Genomic DNA, 18,980 nt, shown 5'->3' with positions numbered 1-18,980 from the left:
CTTATGTGATAGCTTTTTTACGATGCTGGGGTCAGCGGCCTTAACGACCTGTATTCTCCGCGCGTCCTGGCCTGCGCTGAAATCGTAGCCGGCCAAACCTTGCCGTAGAGCTGTCCTTCTCTCCGGGGTGGCAAGATTTCAGGTGACGTTTCCCTGTCGGCAATCGGGTATCGCTTAGTGGCGGCCGGAGTGACCGAAACCACCGGCACCACGTTCGCTGCTGTCGAACTCTTCAACCAGATTGAACTCAGCTTGTACCACCGGCACAAATACCATCTGTGCGATACGTTCACCGGGTTCAATAGTGAAGGATTTTTGACCGCGGTTCCAGACGGAAACCATCAGTTGACCCTGATAATCGGAATCGATCAGGCCGACCAGGTTGCCCAGTACGACGCCGTGTTTATGGCCTAGACCGGAACGTGGCAAGATTACTGCCGCAATATCGGTATCGGCGATGTGAATAGCCAGGCCGGTAGGCAGCAGCGTAGTTTCACCCGGAGCCAGCTCAACGGCGCTGTCCAGACAGGCGCGCAGATCCAGGCCGGCAGAGCCTGGGGTGGCGTAGGTCGGTAATGGGAAATCCTGTCCGATACGTGGGTCGAGGATTTTAACGTCGATTTTTTTCTTCATAACGGCTGACTATCTCGTCTATTAAACGTTGGCCAAGGAGTGCCTTGTCGCTCAGCGCCAGGCGCTTTTCTCCATCCTGCCAAAAAAGGTGCAAGGCATTGGTGTCACTGTTAAACCCATGCTCTGCAAGCGATACATCATTAGCGCAAATTAAATCCAGTTTCTTACGCGCCAGTTTTTGTCGCGCGTATTCTTCCACATTCTGGGTTTCGGCGGCAAACCCCACGACAAAGGGACGATTTTTGGTCATTGCGGCAACGCCGGCAACGATATCGGGGTTTTTTACCATTTTGAGGATGATTTCATCACCCTGTTTTTTAATTTTTTCATCGGAAATCTGCTCGGCACGGTAGTCGGCCACGGCAGCACAGGAAATAAAAATATTCTGCGCCGCAGCGCGTTGCTGCACCGCCTGTTCCATTTCCAACGCGCTGACGACGTCAACCCGGGTGACCCAGGGGGGCGTTGGCTGGTTGACTGGCCCCGCGATCAACGTGACCTGTGCACCCCGTGCGGCGGCGGCACGGGCGATGGCAAAGCCCATTTTACCGGAGCTGTGGTTGCTAATGAAACGCACCGGATCCAAGGCTTCGCGCGTCGGGCCGGCGGTGAGCATAATCTTTAAATGTTGCAGATCTTGTGGCGTAGAGAAATGGCTGTTCGCCAGTTCGACAATTTCCAGCGGATCGAGCATGCGCCCCGGGCCGATGTCACCACAGGCCTGACTACCGCTGTCTGGTCCCCACAGCAGCATACCGCGTGCCTGCAGAGTGCGCAGGTTGGCCTGAGTCGCGACGGCGTGGTACATCTGTTGGTTCATGGCGGGCGCGGCGGCGATCGGTGCCGCCGTGGCCAGGCAAAGGGTAGTCAGCAGATCGTTGGCCATGCCGGCTGCGACGCGTGCCAGCAGATCGGCGGTAGCCGGAGCCAGGATCACCAAGTCTGCCCATTTACCGAGTTCGATATGGCCCATCGCCGCTTCGGCGGCGGGATCCAGCAGATCGTCTGAGACCGGATAACCGGAGACGGCCTGCAGAGTCAGCGGCGTGATAAAGGCTTTCGCCGCGTTGGTCATTACCACACGCACTTCCGCGCCTCTGTCACGCAGGCGGCGTACCAGTTCCGGGCATTTGTAAGCGGCGATGCCGCCACTGATGCCAAGCACAATATGTTTGCCGGAAAGTCCCGTCATCATGATTGTCCGATTGAATCCGAAAGATGTGCCATTTTAGCATAACCGCCAGACAGGTGAGCGATTCTGCTGAGTCTGCAGTGCGTTACATTGTGCTTTGCGCAGTACTTCGCAATGTTATCAAACACCTGTCGTTGGCCTCTCCGCTGCGTGGCATGCTGTGGCGTTTTCAGGGGGGCGATGATGAGCAGTCAGGTAATCACCTTGTGGCCGGATATGCTGGCACCACGGGAAAAGTTATTGCGTTATGGTGCGCCGGCGCTGTCTGATGCGGAGCTGCTGGCCATTTTTCTGCGCACCGGTTTTCCCGGTGTACATGTCATGCAACTGGCTGAGCAACTGTTGGAGCAGTTTGGCTCGCTGTATCACCTGATGTCGGCGGATCATTCAGTTTTTTGCAGCCACAAAGGGCTGGGTAATGCCAGCTATGCGCAACTGCAGGCGATTTCCGAGTTGGCGTTCCGCTTCTTTTCCAGCCATCTGGCGCAGGAAAATGCCATGCTTAACCCGAGGATGACCCAGCATTATTTGCAAAGTTTGCTGGCACATCATGAGCGAGAAGTGTTTTTGGTATTGTTTTTAGACAATCAGCACCGTGTTATTCGCCATCAGGAGATGTTTGCTGGTACCATCAGCAGCGTTGTCGTATACCCGAGAGAAATTGTGCGCGAAGCGTTGAAGGCTAATGCGGCCGCCATTATTCTGGCGCATAATCACCCCTCGGGTATGGCTGAACCCAGTCATGCCGATCGTTTGATAACCGAGCAAGTGGTTAATGCCTGCCTGTTATTGGAAATCCGAGTGCTCGATCATTTGGTGATAGGTCGGGGTGAATGTGTCTCTTTTGCCGAGCGCGGATGGCTTTAAGCGATTTTTTCGCGATCCTTATGGGATCTTTAGCTGTTCGGGACTTGAGCACTTACGCTTCAGAGCGTATACTACGCCACCTTTGAGAATCTTGGGTTTGGCGTAAGAGCCTATCTCAGCAGGTTTCTAACCTGATGTGTGGTTTCTAACCTGATGACGAGAGTCTCCTCAGTATGAAGTTTGCTGAGATGGGCTCTAAAAGCCTGACGAGGCGGCCATACTCTATACGAAGCTCGAGCTGATTTGATTTTTGGAGAATAGACATGTCACGAGTCTGCCAAGTTACTGGCAAGCGCCCGGTGAGCGGTAACAACCGTTCCCACGCAATGAACGCGACCAAACGCCGTTTTCTGCCGAACCTGCACTCACACCGTTTTTGGGTTGAGGCTGAGAAGCGCTTTGTAACGCTGCGTGTATCTGCTAAAGGTATGCGTGTTATCGATAAGAAGGGTATTGAGACGGTCTTGGCCGATCTGCGTACCCGTGGTGAGAAGTATTAAGGAACTGCATCATGGCTAAAGGTGTTCGCGAGAAGATCAAGCTGGTTTCTTCTGCTGGTACTGGTCACTTCTATACCACCACGAAGAACAAGCGTACTAAGCCGGAAAAATTGGAACTGAAGAAATTCGATCCAGTTGTCCGCCAGCACGTGATCTACAAAGAAGCTAAAATTAAATAATTTTAGTGGATTAATAAAAACCCGGCCTCGGCCGGGTTTTTTGCGTTATAAGAGTAGAAAACCGACAGGAGAGCGCCAGATGCCTGAATTACCAGAAGTTGAGACCAGCCGCCGCGGTATTGAACCTTACCTTGTCGGCCATAGCATTCAATATGCCGTGGTACGCAATGCGCGTCTGCGCTGGCCGGTTTCCGAGCAAATTCTGGCGTTGAGCGACCAGCCGGTACTCAGCGTGCAACGGCGCGCCAAGTATTTGCTGATTGAACTGGCGAGCGGCTGGATTATCGTTCACCTGGGGATGTCAGGCAGCCTGCGGATGTTGGCCGAAGAGACCGAGGCCGGTAAACACGACCACGTCGATCTGGTGATCAGCAACGGTATGACGCTGCGTTACACCGATCCGCGCCGCTTTGGCGCCTGGTTATGGTGTGACGATCTGGCGACCAGTAACGTGCTGGCCCACCTTGGGCCGGAACCACTGAGTGACGCTTTTACCGGTGCCTACCTGTACGAAAAATCGCGTAACAAGCGCACGCTGATCAAACCCTGGCTGATGGATAACAAGCTGGTGGTGGGGGTGGGCAATATCTACGCCAGTGAATCGCTGTTTACCGCCAGGATCCTGCCTGACCGTCCTGCGGGTTCGCTGAGTAAAGTGGAAGCTGAAGTGTTGGTGGAAACCATTAAGGCGGTATTGCTGCGCTCTATTGAGCAAGGCGGCACCACGCTGCGTGATTTCCTGCAATCGGACGGCAAGCCGGGGTATTTCGCGCAGGAACTGCAGGTGTATGGCCGGGCGGGCGAACCTTGCCGCGCATGTGGCACGCCGATTGAATCCGCCAAGCACGGGCAGCGCAGCACTTTCTTTTGCCGACGCTGCCAGCGCTGATTATTGCGCGGCGAGTTTTTCGAACAGGGCCTGGGTGACCACCGCCGGCAGGAAAGGGGCGATGTCACCACCATGGCGCGCCACTTCTTTCACCAGCGAGGAAGAGATAAACGACCACTCTTCGGAAGGCATCAGGAACACGCTTTCCAGCGTCGGCATCAAATGGCGATTCATGTTGGCCAACTGCAGCTCATATTCAAAATCAGATACCGCACGCAGACCGCGAACCAGAATATTGGCATTCTGATGGGCTGCAAAATGCGCCATCAGTTCACTGAACCCCAGCACTTCTACATTATCCAGATGCGATGTCACCTGGCTGGCTAAAGCTACGCGCTCTTCCAGTGTGAACAGCGGTTTTTTACTCGGGCTGGCGGCTATCGCCAAAATAACGTGATCGAACATCAGTGACGCACGGGTTACCAAATCCAGGTGGCCGTTGGTCATGGGATCGAAAGTACCGGGATAGATGGCTTTACGGGTCATGATTCACTTCTCTGAATAGTTGCGGCCCAATGCCCAGAGTGCGGCATATTTATTGAAGGTATATTGCGCGTTGACCACCGCTAACAGCAACCCCTGTTTGCCGTCCAGGAAGCCGGCACGCAGCAACCAGGTTTTGCAGAAGGCACCGAGGGTATGGGTCAGAATCGAGAGATAGCCGCAGCGCTTACCGGCCTGATGGCGTTGATTGGCCCATTCCTCGGCATAACGCAGCTGTTTACGCTGGAAGGCAAAAAAGTCGCGGCAGGTCAGGTGCAGTAGATCGCCGCTAAGAGGCACCACTTTCGCCCCGTTGATCGTGAGCGACTCGTGCACCAGATTGTCGTTATAGCGATAGCGCTGGTTGGCGTACAGCCGATTGACTCGGTCAGGATACCAGCCGCTGTGACGCATAAAACGCCCGAGGAACAGATTGCGGCGCGCGCAGCTGTAGACTTGATTATCGTCCGGAGCGGCCAGCGTTTGTTCAATTGATTGGCGCAGTTCTGGTGTAACGCGTTCGTCGGCGTCGATCATCAGAATATAGTCGTGGCTGGCGTAACTTTGCGCCAGTTGGCGTTGTTTGCCAAATCCCTGCCAGTCGACATGGGTGAATACTTTGGCGCCCAGACTTTCGGCTACGGCGACGCTGTCATCCTGGCTGCCTGAATCCAGCATGACGATTTCGTCTGCCCAGGCTACGGAGCGCAGGCAGTCCGGCAGCAGCCCGGCTTCGTTCTTGGCGATAATCACCACCGACAGGCTTTTGCGGGCGCTCATTTAATGGCTCCGAGGTGGCAGGTGCGGTTCTAACAGTTGCAGCAGGCGCTGCAGCGCTCCCTGATTTTGATACAGCACTTCTACCGCGTGGCGGCCGTAATAGCGGCGATAGTCTTCGTCGGTGAGCAACGTAGCCACTTCCTTGACCAACGACTCCTCGTCGGTCACGGTGATCAACCCTTCGGCCTGCGACAGCTTGGCGCAGATATCCTTGAAGTTGAAGGTATGCGGTCCCATCAGTACCGGGATGGCGTGTGCAGCGGCTTCCAGCGGGTTATGTCCACCGCGTTCCACCAGACTGCCGCCAACAAAGGCCAGATCGGCAATGCCATACAGCAGCATCAGTTCGCCCATGGTATCGCCGATCACCACCTGGGTGCTGCCGGAAGGGATTTCACCGTTGCTGCGCAGGGTGTAGCTGAAGCCGGCTTTTTGCACCAACTCTTTAGCGGTAGGGAAGCGTTCAGGGTGACGTGGTACCAGGATCAGCAGCAGGTCAGGGTGTTTTTCCAGCAGTTTGCGGTGCGCGGCCAGTAGAATGCTTTCTTCACCTTCGTGGGTGCTGGTGGCGATCCACACTGGACGACGCGGCGCCCATTGGCGGCGTAACGTGATGGCGCGTGCAGCCAGCTCTGGCGTAACGGAAATATCGAATTTCAGACTGCCGGTCACCGTCAGCTGTGAGCGCTTTAGGCCAAGTTCGACAAAACGTTCGCCGTCTTCCTGGTTTTGCGCGGCGATCAGGGTAATGCGGCGCAGCATATCGCGGACAAAACCGCCGATTTTTTTGTAGCCGGCGGCAGAACGGGCGGAAAGTCGGGCGTTGGCAATCACCAGAGGGATCTGTCGCTGGTGCAGGGCGTTAATCAGATTGGGCCACAGCTCGGTTTCCATGATGATGACCAGCTTGGGATTCACCTGATCCAGAAAGCGGCGCATGGAGCCAGGCAGATCGTAAGGCAGATAAACATGATGAACGTCTTTACCGAAGGCGGACTGCACGCGTTCTGAACCAGTCGGCGTCATGGTGGTCACAGTAATCGGTAAATAGGGGTAACGGTGGCGCAGTGCGCGGACCAACGGGATGGCGGCCAGCGTTTCACCCACGGAGACGGAATGCAGCATGATGCCGCCCGGCACGACTTTTCCGGCGCAGAAGCCATAGCGTTCTGCCCAGCGTTTACGGTAGGCTGGAGCTTTGCGGCTGCGCAACAGTAAGCGGAGCCAGATCAGGGGTTGGATGAGGTAGAGTAGTACCTGATATAAACGCAGCAACATTCTATCAATTTCATTTATATGGGTTATTCAGAATAGTACCATAACTGGAAGGGAAAGGCGCTAATTTGGTAACCTTGGGTGTCAGTTTCAGACAACAGGCGAGAGATTTCGCTGATAGGCTTGGAATGAAGAATATTTTAATTATTCGCCGTGACAATATTGGCGATCTTGTTTGTACCACTCCGCTGATCGAAGGGGTGAAAATTGCCTATCCGGATGCCAAACTTTATCTGTTAATCAATAAAGTCAGTCAGGATGTTGTTAAAAATAACCCGCACCTCGAAAAGGTTTTCGTCTATAAAAAGGCAAAGCACAAGGCGAAAAATGAAACCACGCTGGGGGTATATTTCGAGCGTCTGATGATTTTCCTTAAGCTGCGCAAAATAAAGTTTGATGCGGCGATCCTGGCCAACCCGGTTCCCTGCAAGTACAGCCTGCGCTTGGCGAAAATGGCGGGGATCGACAATATTATTGGCGCAGACTTGGGAACGCCTGATATTCATCATCCTTTTCGTAAGGAAAATTTCAGCGGCAAGCATCAGGTAGAGCATACCTACAGCTACCTTTCGGCCATTACCGAACAGCGTATACCGATCCCTCCGGTGCGGGTGTATCTGACGGCAGAAGAGCGCCAGCTGGCGGCGCAGCGTTTGCAAAAGTGCTTACCACCGGTCGAGCGAGTTTGTGCTGTTCATATCAGCAGTCGCAGCCCCAAACGGCGATGGCCGATCGAGCGCTATGCCGAAATTATCAATCGTTTACTCGCCGATAAGAACACGGCGGTGCTGATTTTCTGGTCGCCGCAGGGCACGCTAACGCCGGATGATATTGGCGATCAGAAACGCGCAGAGCAGTTATTGGCGCTTTGTCAGAACGAGCGTGTGGCGCTGTACCCAACGGCGTCGGTGCGTGAATTACTTGCCGGTTTTGATTTATGCGACAGAGTGTTGTGCAGCGACGGCGGCCAGATGCATTTGGCCGCGGCGCTGAATAAAGACATGGTGGTATTCTTTGGGGATACTGATAAAGAATCCTGGCATCCATGGTCTGGACGTTATCACATTCTGCAAACCGAATCGGGTGACTGTATTGATGTGCCCATCGACGATGTCTGGCAGAAAATTCAGGCATTCAATTAATTAAATATAAGGCAGGGTTCCCTGCCTTATTTATTTTTTGAGTGCCAAATACTGCTGACAAATAGGATTTAGCCCATAGCTCAGCAGCTGTTGGTGATTAATCTCCGGGGGGGTGGCATAAATTTCCGCCATTTTTTCCGCCAGTGACTTTTCATTAAGTTCCGCCAGCGCGTTATCCATTCCGGCTTTTTCCAGAATTTCCGTCGGCCCACCTGGGCAGCGAGTGCTGACTACCGGAGTGCCGCAGAGCAGCGCCTCCACCAACACGTTGCCAAAGCCTTCGCTGTCGGAGCTAAGTACCAGCAGAGATGCGTGCCGAATAAACGGATAAGGATTGGCCTGGAAGCCGAGGAACAACACGCGGTCTGCTATCCCCAACTGGCTTGCCAGCTGTTTCACTTCTCCTACGTTGGCTTCGCTGCCGGTGCCAATCAGCGCCAGTGGAGCCTGTATGCCCGATTGCGCATAGGCTTTCAGCAGGCGATCGTGCCGTTTGTGTGGATGAAAGCGCCCGACGTGCACCAGATAATCTTTACCTGCCAGCTCACAGGGTTCCGCCGCCTGCTGTTCGATGGCGGCAATATCAAACGGGTTGTTAATTACCGCCAGCCGATTTGGGATGATCGGCAGGTTCTGCTGTAAATCGTCTCCCACGGCTTTTGATACGGCAACGATATTTCTGCCTTGATAAACCGAGGCGATTTTCCGCTGTTTCAGCCAGCGATCAAGCCCCTTTCGATGGCCCAGATAGGAGGTCGACAGGATGCCGTGAATGCAAAACCACAGGCGGTCTGAAGAAAGCAACTGACTGCGGCTGACAATGCGATCGGTTTTATGCAGGTTGGAGAACACCAAATCATAGGTACCCTGTTGGCGTTCATTGTCGGCGATAGCCCGATCCAGCGCGGCGGCGCGGCGAGACAGTTCGGTCAGTTTACGCCATGGCGAGCGGCTGCTGTCCGCCACCACCTGATAGTGAATGCCTGAGGGGATCGGGTAGTTACAGACTTCGCGCAATGAAATCAGGCTGACGTCATGGCCCATTTGCTGCATACCCTGGCACAGGGTCAGCACCACTTTTTCTGCGCCTCCGCCTGGCAGGCCGTCGATAATCATCAGAATACGCATAGTTAATCCAGCAGCCGGTTATAAAGGGAGATCAACTGTTCCGACAGGTGTGCCGGGGTAGCCGACATAATACGCAATCTTGCTGCTTCGCCCATGGCGGAGCCCAAAGCCTGGCGCGGTAGCGCGGTGATCGCTGCGATCAGCGCGGGGACATCAAGGGCATCGGTCACGAAGCCATTTTCCCCCTGGGTGATAAATTCCGAGCCGCCGCAGGTGGTGCTGGTAATGACCGGCAGTCCGCAGGACATCGCTTCCAGGATAACGTTGGGAAACGGATCGTACAGTGTGGGCAGCAATAGGGCGTCGGCAGCCTGATAGAACGGCAGCGTTTGTTTTTGCACGCCCATAAACCGTAGCCGGTCGCTGCAACCCAGCGACTGGGCCAGCGCCTGATAACGTTTTTCAGCCTTATCCTTGCCCACCACCAACAGATAGCTATCGGTCGCTGCAACGGCACGGATGGCAGCGGCCAACCCTTTGCGCTCAAAACCAGAACCGACAAAAATCAGGCAGTGCGCCTGCTGCGGGATCTGGTATTGCTGACGTAGTTGCTGGCGCAGTTCGGCATTGGCGGGCAGAAACTTTTGATTATCAATGGCGTTGTAGATCACCGTGATTTTATCGGCCGGTACTCCGAAGTCATCGATGATTTCCTGTTTGATCATTTCTGCATTGCAGATGACGGCTTTCAGCTCTGGTGCGGCGTACATCGCCCGTTCCGCACACATCACGTAACGGTGGTAGCGGTTGGAGAACAGCCACTTGCGACGCCATTCCGGTAGCAGGCGCGCCCGCTGCAGTAACCAGCGGCGATGGACGCCATCACCGGCACGGTAAATATCACAGCCGGGAATGCGCTCATGGCTCTGCACCAGATCGAAGCTTTCTTTCTGCCATAACGCTCTGGCCGCTTCGGCAAAGCCGCGTTCACGGCTGATGCGACCGAATTTTAGCGGATTACATAGGTGGATATGCCAGTTTGGATTGGCATCACCCTGCCATTCGCGGGTGATAACGTTCAGATCGAGGTCCTGCTGTTCCAGCGCCTCAAGGGCGCGTGAGACGAAACGCTCAGCTCCACCGTCCGGGCGGTACTTTTGGCGAACGATCGCCAAACGAAATGCTTTCATGCCAGCGTGCTCCGCGCGGCTGCAATCACCGCGTCTGTAGGAATAAGGTCCAGATAACGTTCATCGGTGCCGGTATTGATGGCGTCAGGATCGGGTAAGTCGCCGTAGTCTCCGGCCCATATCACCTTGCCAATCACCTGCCAGGGGCGCCAGAACACCAGCTTGGAAGGGCCAAACAGAGCGATGCAGGGGGTCTGCAGCGCAGCGGCCATGTGCATGGGTACCGAATCTACACCGATAAACAGTTTAGCGTGGTCGATCAGGGCGGCCAGTTGTCGCAGTGTCAGTTGGCCGGCCAATGAAACTACGTCCTGCGGCGGACAGAGCGCCAGAATGCGCTCCACCATTTCGCGTTCTTTTGCGTCCGGCCCGGAAGTGATCACCAACTGGTGGCCATCGGCCTGCAGTGCGCTGATGGTGGCCGCCATTTTTTCTTCGCTCCAGCATTTGAAGAACCAGCGGGAGGTGGGTTGTACCACAATAAAATCGCCGGTAATGCTTTGCTGCTGCAACAATTGTTCGCAGGCCTGCCAGTCCTGCTGCGAGTAGCTCATGGTCACCTGCTGGCTGAGGGCTGGCAGGCCGAGCGGTTGCAACAGCGACAGATTCTGTTCAACCGTATGCAACCGGGCGTGATCGCTCACCGGCACCAACTGCGTATGACAATAGCGCCATAAGAAACCCTGCCGTTTGGGAAAATCGAAACCCAGACGAATACGCGCGCCGGTCAGCTTGGCGAGGAGGGCGCTGCGCCACTGATCGGCAAGATTGACCACCAGATCGTAACTTTGTGCTTTGAGCTGGCGGATCAGGTTAAGCTCATGGCGCAGGTGCGCTTTCGTCCCCTGCTTTTTCCACTGACGATCGATAACAAAGATATTCGACAGCGCCGGGTGGCTGGCCAGCATCTCCTGGGTTTCTTTATACAACAGTACGTCGATCTGCGCCTGCGGGTAGTTTTGCTGCAGGGTATTTATGACCGGTGTGATCAGCAACATATCGCCATGATGGCGAAGTTTAGCGATCAAAATACGCTGTATCGAGGGATCAGGAGCTAGGGCTGGCGCGTCGTTCATCATGAGTCGCTTTCTGGGAAACCAATCTTTGATTCTAAATGACCCGATCGCATGTGGCTACTGTTGCTCGGTTTTCTTGCGGTGAAGTGAAAAAATAGTCTGGGGGAGTGACAAAAGGCCTTCAACGTTGTCCAAACCAGGCAGCAAAGTCGTTTGCCCTGGCGAAACGCCCTGCGTAACATAATGCATTCTATTGATATCAGGCTCGATATTTATGACTAAACCGGCGTTTCTCATCACCATTGATACCGAAGGCGATAATTTGTGGCAAAACCACGATCGCATTTCGACCGAAAACACGCGCTTTTTGCCGCGCTTTCAGACGCTGTGTGAGAAATATGGCTTTAAGCCGGTGTATCTCACCAACTATGAAATGGCGGTGGATGCAGAATATGTCGAGTTTGCCCGTGATGTGATAGCCCGTGGCTGCGGGGAGGTGGGGATGCACCTGCATGCCTGGAACAGCCCACCGCTGACGCCATTAACCGACGACGACTGGCGCCATAAGCCCTATCTGATCGAATACCCGGTCGATCAAATTCGCGCCAAGGTCGATCATATGACCAAATTGCTGGAAGACAGCTTCCAGACCAAGATGCTCAGCCATCGCGCCGGGCGCTGGGCGTTTAATGAATATTATGCGGCCTTGCTACTGGAATATGGTTATCAGGTGGATTGTTCGGTGACGCCGCGCGTTAACTGGCAATACTCACCGGGCAACCCGCAGGGCAACGGCGGCACCGACTATCGCCACTTCCCATCGCAGGCCTATTTTATCGATCCGGAAAATATCGCCAGGGCGGGCTCCTCATCGCTACTGGAAGTGCCTATGAGTATCCAGTATAAGCATTCGGCGCTGATGAATACGCTAAAGCAGGGTTACGATAACCTGCGTGGCAAACGGCGCTCACCGTCGGTCAACTGGCTGCGGCCAAGCGGCGGCAATCTGGAAAAAATGAAGTTGGTGGCTGAGCGCTGTCTGGCTCAGGGCCATGACTACGTTGAATTTATGCTGCACTCGTCCGAGTTTATGCCCGGCGGTAGCCCGACCTTTAAAACGCAGCAGGATATCGAAGTGTTATATCGTGATTTGGAGCAGCTTTTTGCCTGGCTGCAGCAGCGCACGGTGGGCATGACGCTGGCCGAGTATTATCAACTTAAAGTGAACTGACATGTCGAAAAAATGGAAAATTAAGGTCGCGGATTGGTTTTTACGGCGCTATACAGCAAAGTCCGGCCGTTTTCAGGACAAAGCGACTTTCGACAGTCGGCTTCAGTTTGACAATATTGTCATCTATTCCACCACGGCGCTGGGTGACTTTATGTTCAATACCCCGGCGCTTCGCGCGATGCGAGAACGCTACCCTGATGCACATATCACGTTGGTGGTGCACAAAAAAAACCAGGAGTTAGTGGAGAACGGTCGCTATTACGATCGGGTGGTGTATTGGGACAGCAAAATCAAAACCATGCGCCCGCTGTTAAAATCGTTGCGCGAACATCGACCAGATTTGGCATTGATCCTGCACTCACATCTGCCGTATGACATTATCAGTGCGGTCTTGTCCGGGGCTAAATACATTATCAGGGATAACTACAGTTCTGGTATTTGCGGGCTTGAACCCTGGTTGACCAACTATATTTTTCATTACTACGGCCACTTTATTCGCCGCAAGTTGGAGCTGATTTCTATCTTGGGCTGCCGTAGTGACGATCCCACTATGGAAATTCCAGTGTCTTACCGGGCGGGCGTCAAAAGCAGTGAGCACTGTACTATTGGATTCCAGTTAGGCGCCTCTACGGAGTCACGTTGTTGGCCTGTCTCACATTTTGCCCGGCTGGCCGACGAACTGGTGGCTAAACAGGGCAATGTACGCATAGTACTGATTGGCGGGCCTTTTGATGAAGGGAAAGCACAACAATTCCTGAGTCAGGTTAGTCCTGAAACCCAGGTATGCATCGACAACCAGATTGGTAAAACGGGGTTGCAAGGGCTGTTGACGCTGATCGACAGCTTCCACGTGTTGGTAACCGGCGATACCGGGCCATTGCACCTGGCGGTGGCGATGAAGGTCAAAACCATTAGCCTGTTTGTCACCGCGGATTCGCGTTCTACCGGGCCGATTCAGGATCTGGAGCTACATCGAATCATTCAGGTTTCCCGTACCGGCTACACCATGCCACTGGAAGCGGAAAGCCCGATGGGGGTGATCCAACCACAGCGCATTTACGCTGAAGTCGTGGATCATCTGTCGTTAGATAAAGCGCAGGTTTAGCGCTTTTTCAACCGCCAGCGGATTTTTGACAGCCAGGTGTCCACCCAGGCGTAACGCATTTGTCGGATTTTTTTTCGCGGTACGCCGCTGTTGCTGCATACGTCAGCAAGACGCCGAAATCTATACCGTGCTTCTGGCGGGTAATAGTAATAACCGTACAATACCTTCGACATACCTTTCACTTCAGAGAAACAGTTGGCGAGCATTAACGCTGCCAACTGTCGTAGTGATTCATCACCCGGATGCTGGTCGATAAAGAGCAGCATTTTGTCGATAGCAAACTGCATATCTTCAATGTCTTTAGCTTTGACATTACGGGTAATTCCCTGGCTGTTGTCACGGTAAAAATAGAGCACGTGATCGAGATGAGCAATTTTCTGGGTTTTGAAATACTGGAAAGGGGTGAAAATCACGTCTTCATAACGCCTGCCATTTTCAAATGACTCTCCCTCCAACAGTGATCGCCTGTAGATCCGACTCCAGAGATGCCACATTGAGTGAGCAAATAATGGGGTTAGGCAGGACAAGCCAAGACTCGCGAAATCATAAGCGTTGCGACGAGCTGTCGTATCGGCGGGTTGTGTTGGTGGAACGTCGGTAAACTTCTGATAATTAAAATCGATAAGGTCATCTTCATCGGCAACCAACAGTGGCCGTAGAATGGCCAGATAGTCATTACTCAGCAAATCATCGCCATCCAGGAAGGTAATAAAGCGCCCTCGTGCGTGACGCAGCCCGACGTTGCGGGCATAGGCGATACCGCCATTTTTCTGTGTGATAAACGTCACATGCGGATGTTGGCGCTCCGCCAGTAATTGACGGACCCGTTCGGCAGAAGTATCTGTTGAACCGTCATCAATGATGATCACTTCAATATCATCAGCGATCTGGTTGAACAGCGAGCTCAGGCTGGCGACCACGAAATTTTCGTTATTGTAAAAAGGTACAATAAAGCTGAGCAGATGCGGCGACGAAACCATGTTTTTCAATTCTCTGATACTGGCGTTTTTTTCACTGACAGCACGCTGACGATAATCGCCAGGCAGAAAATCGCCGTGGCTTCGGTGCTGAAGAAGATAACGTCGCTGAGCCCGTAAACAAACAGGCTGAATGTGACCCCCAGTAGCAACGCATTGCGGTAGGGCTTAAGTGAGGAAACGAATAAACCGATGTAGAGCGCCAGTAAAAATAGCATGCCCCAGACACCTTTGAGTGAGTAGGTTTCCAACAGTTCGTTATGCAGATGCACGTTGATATAAGGCAAGACACCAGCCAGATGAGGCTCGTGTGCAACTATGGCGAGGATTTCGGCACCCCGTTGTTCTGCGGATTGTCCTAGTGGTGCTTGCGAACCGGTGCGTATTGCGACGACCTGCATGGAGACTCTGGAAATAATCGAGTTCTCGGTCTGTGGTTGATTGATTAGCCGCAAATCAGTCTGGAATGCTGTAATACGTTGTTCTATCTGTGCTTTAAAAACGAAACCGCTGGCGAGAAGCAACAGCGGCACGGAGGCCATCAGCAAAATTTTGTGTTTATGAGAAATCAGGTTTTTCGTTGCTAATATCGATAGGGCTACCGCAACTGGGTAAACCAGCATTGCTGCCCGCGTTCCGGTGAGTACCAACGTGGAGAAGGTAACCAGGAAGCCTAAAATATATAGTGGGATACGATATTTCGTCCGTAACATCAGTATTGCTTGCAGCATCACCAGGTTGATGGCGGTAATCAGATAGGCAGCAACAGTGGCACGATCGAAGTTGATCTCTATGCGTGGAATATCCAACCACAGCCCCTGATAAAGCGAGTAGCCGTTGACGGCGACACCGGTGGCCAGTGCGACGATGATAAACGCGCGTTGCATGCAAAGTCGCTCATTTAATGCAATCAACAGGATAAACGCAGTGGCGATCTGTAATTTACCGGTCGACATATAGGAGCGGTAAATATTGATGTAGTCACCGGGCTGTTTGAAGTGGTTCATCCAGAAAATAGTCGCCATACCCACGCAGAAAAACAGCAAAGGTAGAATTAAATTACGTTTATTTTTAAAAAAATATCTTAAATTCAAGCAGACAGCGATGAAGGAAATATAGCTGGAAATATAGAAAATATTGCGTCCGGTAGCTGAACCGAAAGGAATGGTGCAAAAAGCGATCGCGCAACCCAAATAGATGAGGTAACTGAAGGCAGGATGGGGTGTGGTCTCTTTTAATAGCATGGGACTAGGTTTCCAGCTCACATTACGGTTGGCTAATAAAGGATTTCAGTGCGTCATCAAACTCGGTCTTGAACATAGCATAGCTGAAATGTTCGACCGGGTAACGTTGTGCATTTTGACTCATATTTTGATAGATTTCCGGCACCATCAGCCTTTCCACCGCATCCGCACATTCAAGATGTGACAGCAACTTGGGCGTTACCAGGGTATCGCTAAGCGGATCGTAGACATCATGTGGGAAATCCACTTTGATACCGGTCAAGCGTTGATGTTCTTCAATCGTCACCGAGGGCGTCAGACCAATGCCGCAGTGTCCGTCTTGAATCACCTCTGGCTGGCCATCGACCTGTGGGAAAACCACCGGTACGCCAAAATACAGCGCTTCCATACAGGATAAGCCGAAGGGCTCGGTGATCGGCGTGCTCATGTAGATATGCGTACGATTAAAGAAGTCGGCTACGTTATCCTGGAAACCACTGAAGGTGACCCGGTCGCTCAGCTCAAGCTTTTCTGCCAGGGTTTCAAATGCTGCCCGATCCGGGCCCTTACCGGCAATCTCCAATGTGACATCATGCCCACGACGCAGTAGTTCCTGCATCATCAACAACGAAACACTAATGCCTTTCAGGCTCACCAAACGTGATGCCGTTCCGATCCTGACGGGTTTACTGAGCGGCTTCAGGTTATCGCTGATACCCGATGGCGTTTTCAGCCGATTTATCACCACGTGATTCGGGCAGGGCAGGTTGAACCGCAGCGCCATCACCCGTTTAGAGGCGTAGGACGCGGAGATGCAACCGTCCAGCATCGCGAGAAAACGTAAAGTCTTGTGATTCTTTGGGTAACGCCATGAACAGCCATGATCGTAATAAACCAGCTTCCCGCGTTTAGGTTTAGCAGCCAGACCCGGTATCAGATCCCAAACGATCACTACGTCGGCATTGGCCTGCTCGATTTTTCTTTTCAGCAGGTATTTACGCAAAAATTGCGGGCAGCGCAGCGGTAGCGAGTTAATCAGCCGATTGGCAAAGGTGACTTTTTGGTCAGGCATTTGCCGGCGAATCTCTTCGCCGACTTCACTGCTGATGCAAATCACTTCGTTGCTACCGTCGGTGGTGTCGTTGATGTACTGCAGGAACAGGCGTTCAACACCGCCCATTTTCCCTAAATTGATAATGTGCAGTTTTTTCATCCAATAACCTTTTGCAACTCGGACCAGACTGCGTCGGCAGTGAGGGTTGCCATGCTCTTTTCCGGGGAAATCAATGAGTGTTGGTTCTGACCATAACCGCCGATCAATCCTGGATCGGTAGGGCCGAACAGCGTGATATTCGGCCTGTCGAGCGCGGCGGTCAGGTGGCTGAGGCCGGTATCAACCGAGACCACGGCTTTCGCGCCTGCCAGGACTTCGGCCACCTGTTGCAGGCTGAGTTTGGGTAAAACTTCAACCTGTGGGAAGCCTTCCGCCAAACGCAATGCGCGCTGACGTTCGTGCTCCGCGCCCCACGGCAGTTTAATCTTTAATCCGCTCGCTGCGGCCAACGTAATCAGATCGCGCCAGTGAGACTCCGGCCAGTGTTTTTCGTCGCGGGTCGTGGCGTGCAAAAACACCAGATACTGCCCGGCATCGGCCGGCAGATGGCTGAGAAAGCGGGCCGCAATGGCGTAATCACCGTAGCTGTCCGGCTTGTCATAGCCCAGGCTTTTGGCGAACAGCTCACGTGTGCGTTCTACGGCATGCTGTTGTTTGTCGATATCATGGCGATGGTTATAAAACCAGCTGGCGAAAGGTTCGCGGGCGCTTTTGCTGTCCTGACCATGCTTGCTGCCTTTGGCGATGCGGGTGATCAGCGCGGCGCTTTTGATTAGCCCCTGTGCGTCGATCACGACATCGTAGTCGCGTTCCTGCACCACACGTTTAAAGTCGCAACGCTGTTGGCGGGTTTCGCTACCAAACCAGTTTTTGCGCCAACGGCGGATCGCCACCGGGATCACGCGGTCTACTGCCGGATGCCAGGTGGGAATTTGGCTGAAACCTTCCTCTACCACCCAATCAAAGCGGATGCCGGGGATCGCCTGCATCGCGTCGGTCAACGCCGGCAGCGTATGGAGCACATCTCCCATGGAGGAAGTTTTAACAATCAACACCTGCATGCTTATTCCTCGCTGGCGGCAAGTAACGGCGTCAGCGCGTCCAACACCTGCTGGGGCTGAATATCGATCAGGCTCTGATGGTATCCCTGATCGGCATCACCTTTGCGTATCTTATGGTAACCGCTTATTAAGCGGATCACTTTGGCTTTGCTGGACAGCGGCGGCGTGAAATCCGGGCTGCTTGGGCCGTACAAGGCGATCAGCGGTTTGTTCAACGCTGCGGCGACGTGCATCAGGCCGGAATCGTTACTGACCACGGCCGAACAGGAAGCCAGCAGGATCACCGCTTGCTCAAGCTGGGTTTCCCCGGCGAGATTCATGCAGAAGCTGCGGGAATCATCATCCAGTGCGGCCCGGATCTGCTCGCCCGCTTCATTATCTTTGGCGGAACCAAACAGGGCGATTTGATAACCCTGGTCAATCAGCTTTTGGGCCAGTGTGGCGTAGTGGTAGTGCGGCCACCGTTTGGCCGGGCCAAATTCTGCGCCTGGGCAAAAGCCGATAATCGGCCGATGATCGGTCAGATTGAAGGCGGCGGTGGTTTCGGCAATTTCTTCGTCGCTGACCTGCAGTTGCGGCCATAACAGAGGCTGTGGCAGGTCTTCGGCGCGCTGAATGCGTTGCTTGTCGTAGGCAAGGGCTACGTAACGTTGCACCATCAGTGGAAAGGCGGTTTTGTCCAGCAGGCGAATATCATTCAACAGGCCATAGCGCATTTCACCTCGCCAGCCGGTACGTTGCGGCACCTTGGCAAAGAAGGGCACCAGCGCGGATTTGAATGAGTTCGGCAGCACATAGGCGCGATCGTAACCGTTGGTTCGCAGGGCATGCCCCAGCCGCCGACGTTCACCGAGCGCCAGCGCACCGTGGCCCAAGGGCATAGACAGTGCCTGATTGACTTCCGGCATACGCGCCAGTAATGGACGGCACCAGGCCGGCGCCATCACATCAATTTCTGCCGTCGGGTGCTCGGCCTTCAGGGTGCGGTAGAGACTTTGCGACATCATCATATCGCCAACCCAAGAAGGGCCGATAACCAGTATTTTCATACCCTA

20 protein-coding genes are annotated in these 18,980 nt (G+C 53.6%); 7 read left to right on the top strand and 13 right to left on the bottom strand.

Going from position 1 to position 18,980, the window contains the following annotated elements:
- Positions 1-174 precede the first annotated feature (174 nt).
- Positions 175-633: a dUTP diphosphatase gene (gene dut, locus NHG65_RS25405; RefSeq protein ID WP_099063910.1), complete on the bottom strand. Its 459-nt coding sequence runs from the start codon at positions 631-633 to the stop codon at positions 175-177.
- Positions 611-1,828 carry a bifunctional phosphopantothenoylcysteine decarboxylase/phosphopantothenate--cysteine ligase CoaBC gene (gene coaBC, locus NHG65_RS25400; protein WP_198404448.1) on the bottom strand — a complete coding sequence of 406 codons (1,218 nt, stop codon included), beginning with the start codon at positions 1,826-1,828 and terminating at the stop codon, positions 611-613. Before coaBC ends, dut begins: the two co-directional genes overlap by 23 nt.
- Before the next feature lie 180 nt (positions 1,829-2,008).
- Here coaBC and radC point away from each other — a divergent pair, with 180 nt between their 5' ends.
- From radC to mutM, 4 genes are all read left to right on the top strand, one after another.
- Positions 2,009-2,692: a RadC family protein gene (gene radC / locus NHG65_RS25395; RefSeq protein ID WP_099063909.1), complete on the top strand. Its 684-nt coding sequence runs from the start codon at positions 2,009-2,011 to the stop codon at positions 2,690-2,692.
- Between the two features lie 263 nt (positions 2,693-2,955).
- Positions 2,956-3,192, top strand: coding sequence for a 50S ribosomal protein L28 (gene rpmB / locus NHG65_RS25390; RefSeq protein WP_004953342.1), 237 nt, complete (start codon positions 2,956-2,958; stop codon positions 3,190-3,192).
- Between the two features lie 11 nt (positions 3,193-3,203).
- Positions 3,204-3,371 (top strand): 50S ribosomal protein L33, encoded by a 168-nt coding sequence (rpmG, locus tag NHG65_RS25385; protein WP_004392084.1) that lies wholly within the window; start codon positions 3,204-3,206, stop codon positions 3,369-3,371.
- Between the two features lie 79 nt (positions 3,372-3,450).
- Complete coding sequence (gene mutM, locus NHG65_RS25380) at positions 3,451-4,260, top strand: bifunctional DNA-formamidopyrimidine glycosylase/DNA-(apurinic or apyrimidinic site) lyase (RefSeq protein ID WP_099063908.1); 810 nt, start codon at positions 3,451-3,453, stop codon at positions 4,258-4,260.
- Here mutM and coaD read toward each other — a convergent pair whose 3' ends face one another.
- From coaD to waaA, 3 genes are read right to left on the bottom strand one after another with little or no spacing between them, the layout of a single operon-like run.
- Complete coding sequence (coaD, locus tag NHG65_RS25375; RefSeq protein ID WP_085120057.1) at positions 4,261-4,746, bottom strand: pantetheine-phosphate adenylyltransferase; 486 nt, start codon at positions 4,744-4,746, stop codon at positions 4,261-4,263.
- 3 nt (positions 4,747-4,749) lie between these two features.
- On the bottom strand, positions 4,750-5,523 hold the full coding sequence (locus NHG65_RS25370) for a glycosyltransferase family 2 protein (RefSeq protein ID WP_099063907.1): 774 nt from the start codon (positions 5,521-5,523) through the stop codon (positions 4,750-4,752).
- The gene (gene waaA, locus NHG65_RS25365) at positions 5,524-6,801 is read right to left on the bottom strand and encodes a lipid IV(A) 3-deoxy-D-manno-octulosonic acid transferase (protein WP_085120055.1); all 1,278 of its coding nucleotides are present in this window, start codon (positions 6,799-6,801) and stop codon (positions 5,524-5,526) included.
- Positions 6,802-6,926: 125 nt separating this feature from the next.
- On the opposite strand from waaA, the gene NHG65_RS25360 reads away from it, so the two are divergent.
- On the top strand, positions 6,927-7,940 hold the full coding sequence (locus NHG65_RS25360) for a glycosyltransferase family 9 protein (protein ID WP_099063906.1): 1,014 nt from the start codon (positions 6,927-6,929) through the stop codon (positions 7,938-7,940).
- 30 nt (positions 7,941-7,970) lie between these two features.
- Here the strand turns inward: NHG65_RS25360 and NHG65_RS25355 are convergent, their stop codons facing one another.
- The 3 genes from NHG65_RS25355 to rfaQ are packed head-to-tail and all read right to left on the bottom strand — an operon-like array spanning position 7,971 to position 11,277.
- Positions 7,971-9,068 carry a glycosyltransferase gene (locus NHG65_RS25355; protein WP_413479204.1) on the bottom strand — a complete coding sequence of 366 codons (1,098 nt, stop codon included), beginning with the start codon at positions 9,066-9,068 and terminating at the stop codon, positions 7,971-7,973.
- A gap of 2 nt (positions 9,069-9,070) precedes the next feature.
- Positions 9,071-10,198: a glycosyltransferase family 4 protein gene (locus NHG65_RS25350; RefSeq protein WP_207980002.1), complete on the bottom strand. Its 1,128-nt coding sequence runs from the start codon at positions 10,196-10,198 to the stop codon at positions 9,071-9,073.
- Complete coding sequence (rfaQ, locus tag NHG65_RS25345; RefSeq protein WP_207980001.1) at positions 10,195-11,277, bottom strand: putative lipopolysaccharide heptosyltransferase III; 1,083 nt, start codon at positions 11,275-11,277, stop codon at positions 10,195-10,197. Before rfaQ ends, NHG65_RS25350 begins: the two co-directional genes overlap by 4 nt.
- A 211-nt stretch (positions 11,278-11,488) precedes the next feature.
- On the opposite strand from rfaQ, the gene NHG65_RS25340 reads away from it, so the two are divergent.
- A complete protein-coding gene (locus tag NHG65_RS25340; protein WP_207980000.1) occupies positions 11,489-12,445 on the top strand; it encodes a polysaccharide deacetylase family protein in 957 nt (318 codons plus the stop codon).
- A gap of 1 nt (position 12,446) precedes the next feature.
- On the top strand, positions 12,447-13,550 hold the full coding sequence (locus tag NHG65_RS25335) for a glycosyltransferase family 9 protein (protein ID WP_413479199.1): 1,104 nt from the start codon (positions 12,447-12,449) through the stop codon (positions 13,548-13,550).
- Here NHG65_RS25335 and NHG65_RS25330 read toward each other — a convergent pair.
- Genes NHG65_RS25330 through rfaF form a run of 5 tightly spaced genes read right to left on the bottom strand, consistent with a single transcriptional unit; the run spans position 13,547 to position 18,974 of the window.
- On the bottom strand, positions 13,547-14,530 hold the full coding sequence (locus NHG65_RS25330; protein ID WP_207979998.1) for a glycosyltransferase: 984 nt from the start codon (positions 14,528-14,530) through the stop codon (positions 13,547-13,549). The genes NHG65_RS25335 and NHG65_RS25330 overlap by 4 nt on opposite strands.
- 5 nt (positions 14,531-14,535) lie before the next feature.
- Positions 14,536-15,771 (bottom strand): O-antigen ligase family protein, encoded by a 1,236-nt coding sequence (locus NHG65_RS25325; RefSeq protein ID WP_207979996.1) that lies wholly within the window; start codon positions 15,769-15,771, stop codon positions 14,536-14,538.
- A 22-nt stretch (positions 15,772-15,793) separates the two neighbouring features.
- Positions 15,794-16,963 carry a glycosyltransferase gene (locus NHG65_RS25320; protein WP_207979994.1) on the bottom strand — a complete coding sequence of 390 codons (1,170 nt, stop codon included), beginning with the start codon at positions 16,961-16,963 and terminating at the stop codon, positions 15,794-15,796.
- Positions 16,960-17,925 carry a lipopolysaccharide heptosyltransferase RfaC gene (gene rfaC, locus NHG65_RS25315; RefSeq protein WP_129936350.1) on the bottom strand — a complete coding sequence of 322 codons (966 nt, stop codon included), beginning with the start codon at positions 17,923-17,925 and terminating at the stop codon, positions 16,960-16,962. The genes NHG65_RS25320 and rfaC overlap by 4 nt, the downstream gene beginning before the upstream one ends.
- A 2-nt stretch (positions 17,926-17,927) precedes the next feature.
- Positions 17,928-18,974 (bottom strand): ADP-heptose--LPS heptosyltransferase RfaF, encoded by a 1,047-nt coding sequence (gene rfaF, locus NHG65_RS25310; RefSeq protein WP_207979992.1) that lies wholly within the window; start codon positions 18,972-18,974, stop codon positions 17,928-17,930.
- Positions 18,975-18,980: the final 6 nt, after the last annotated feature.

The organism is Serratia myotis, assembly GCF_027474885.1.
GTDB lineage: Bacteria > Pseudomonadota > Gammaproteobacteria > Enterobacterales > Enterobacteriaceae > Serratia > Serratia proteamaculans.
The sequence above is the reverse complement of the archived record's forward strand: the minus strand, read 5'-3'. Positions and strand labels throughout refer to the sequence as shown.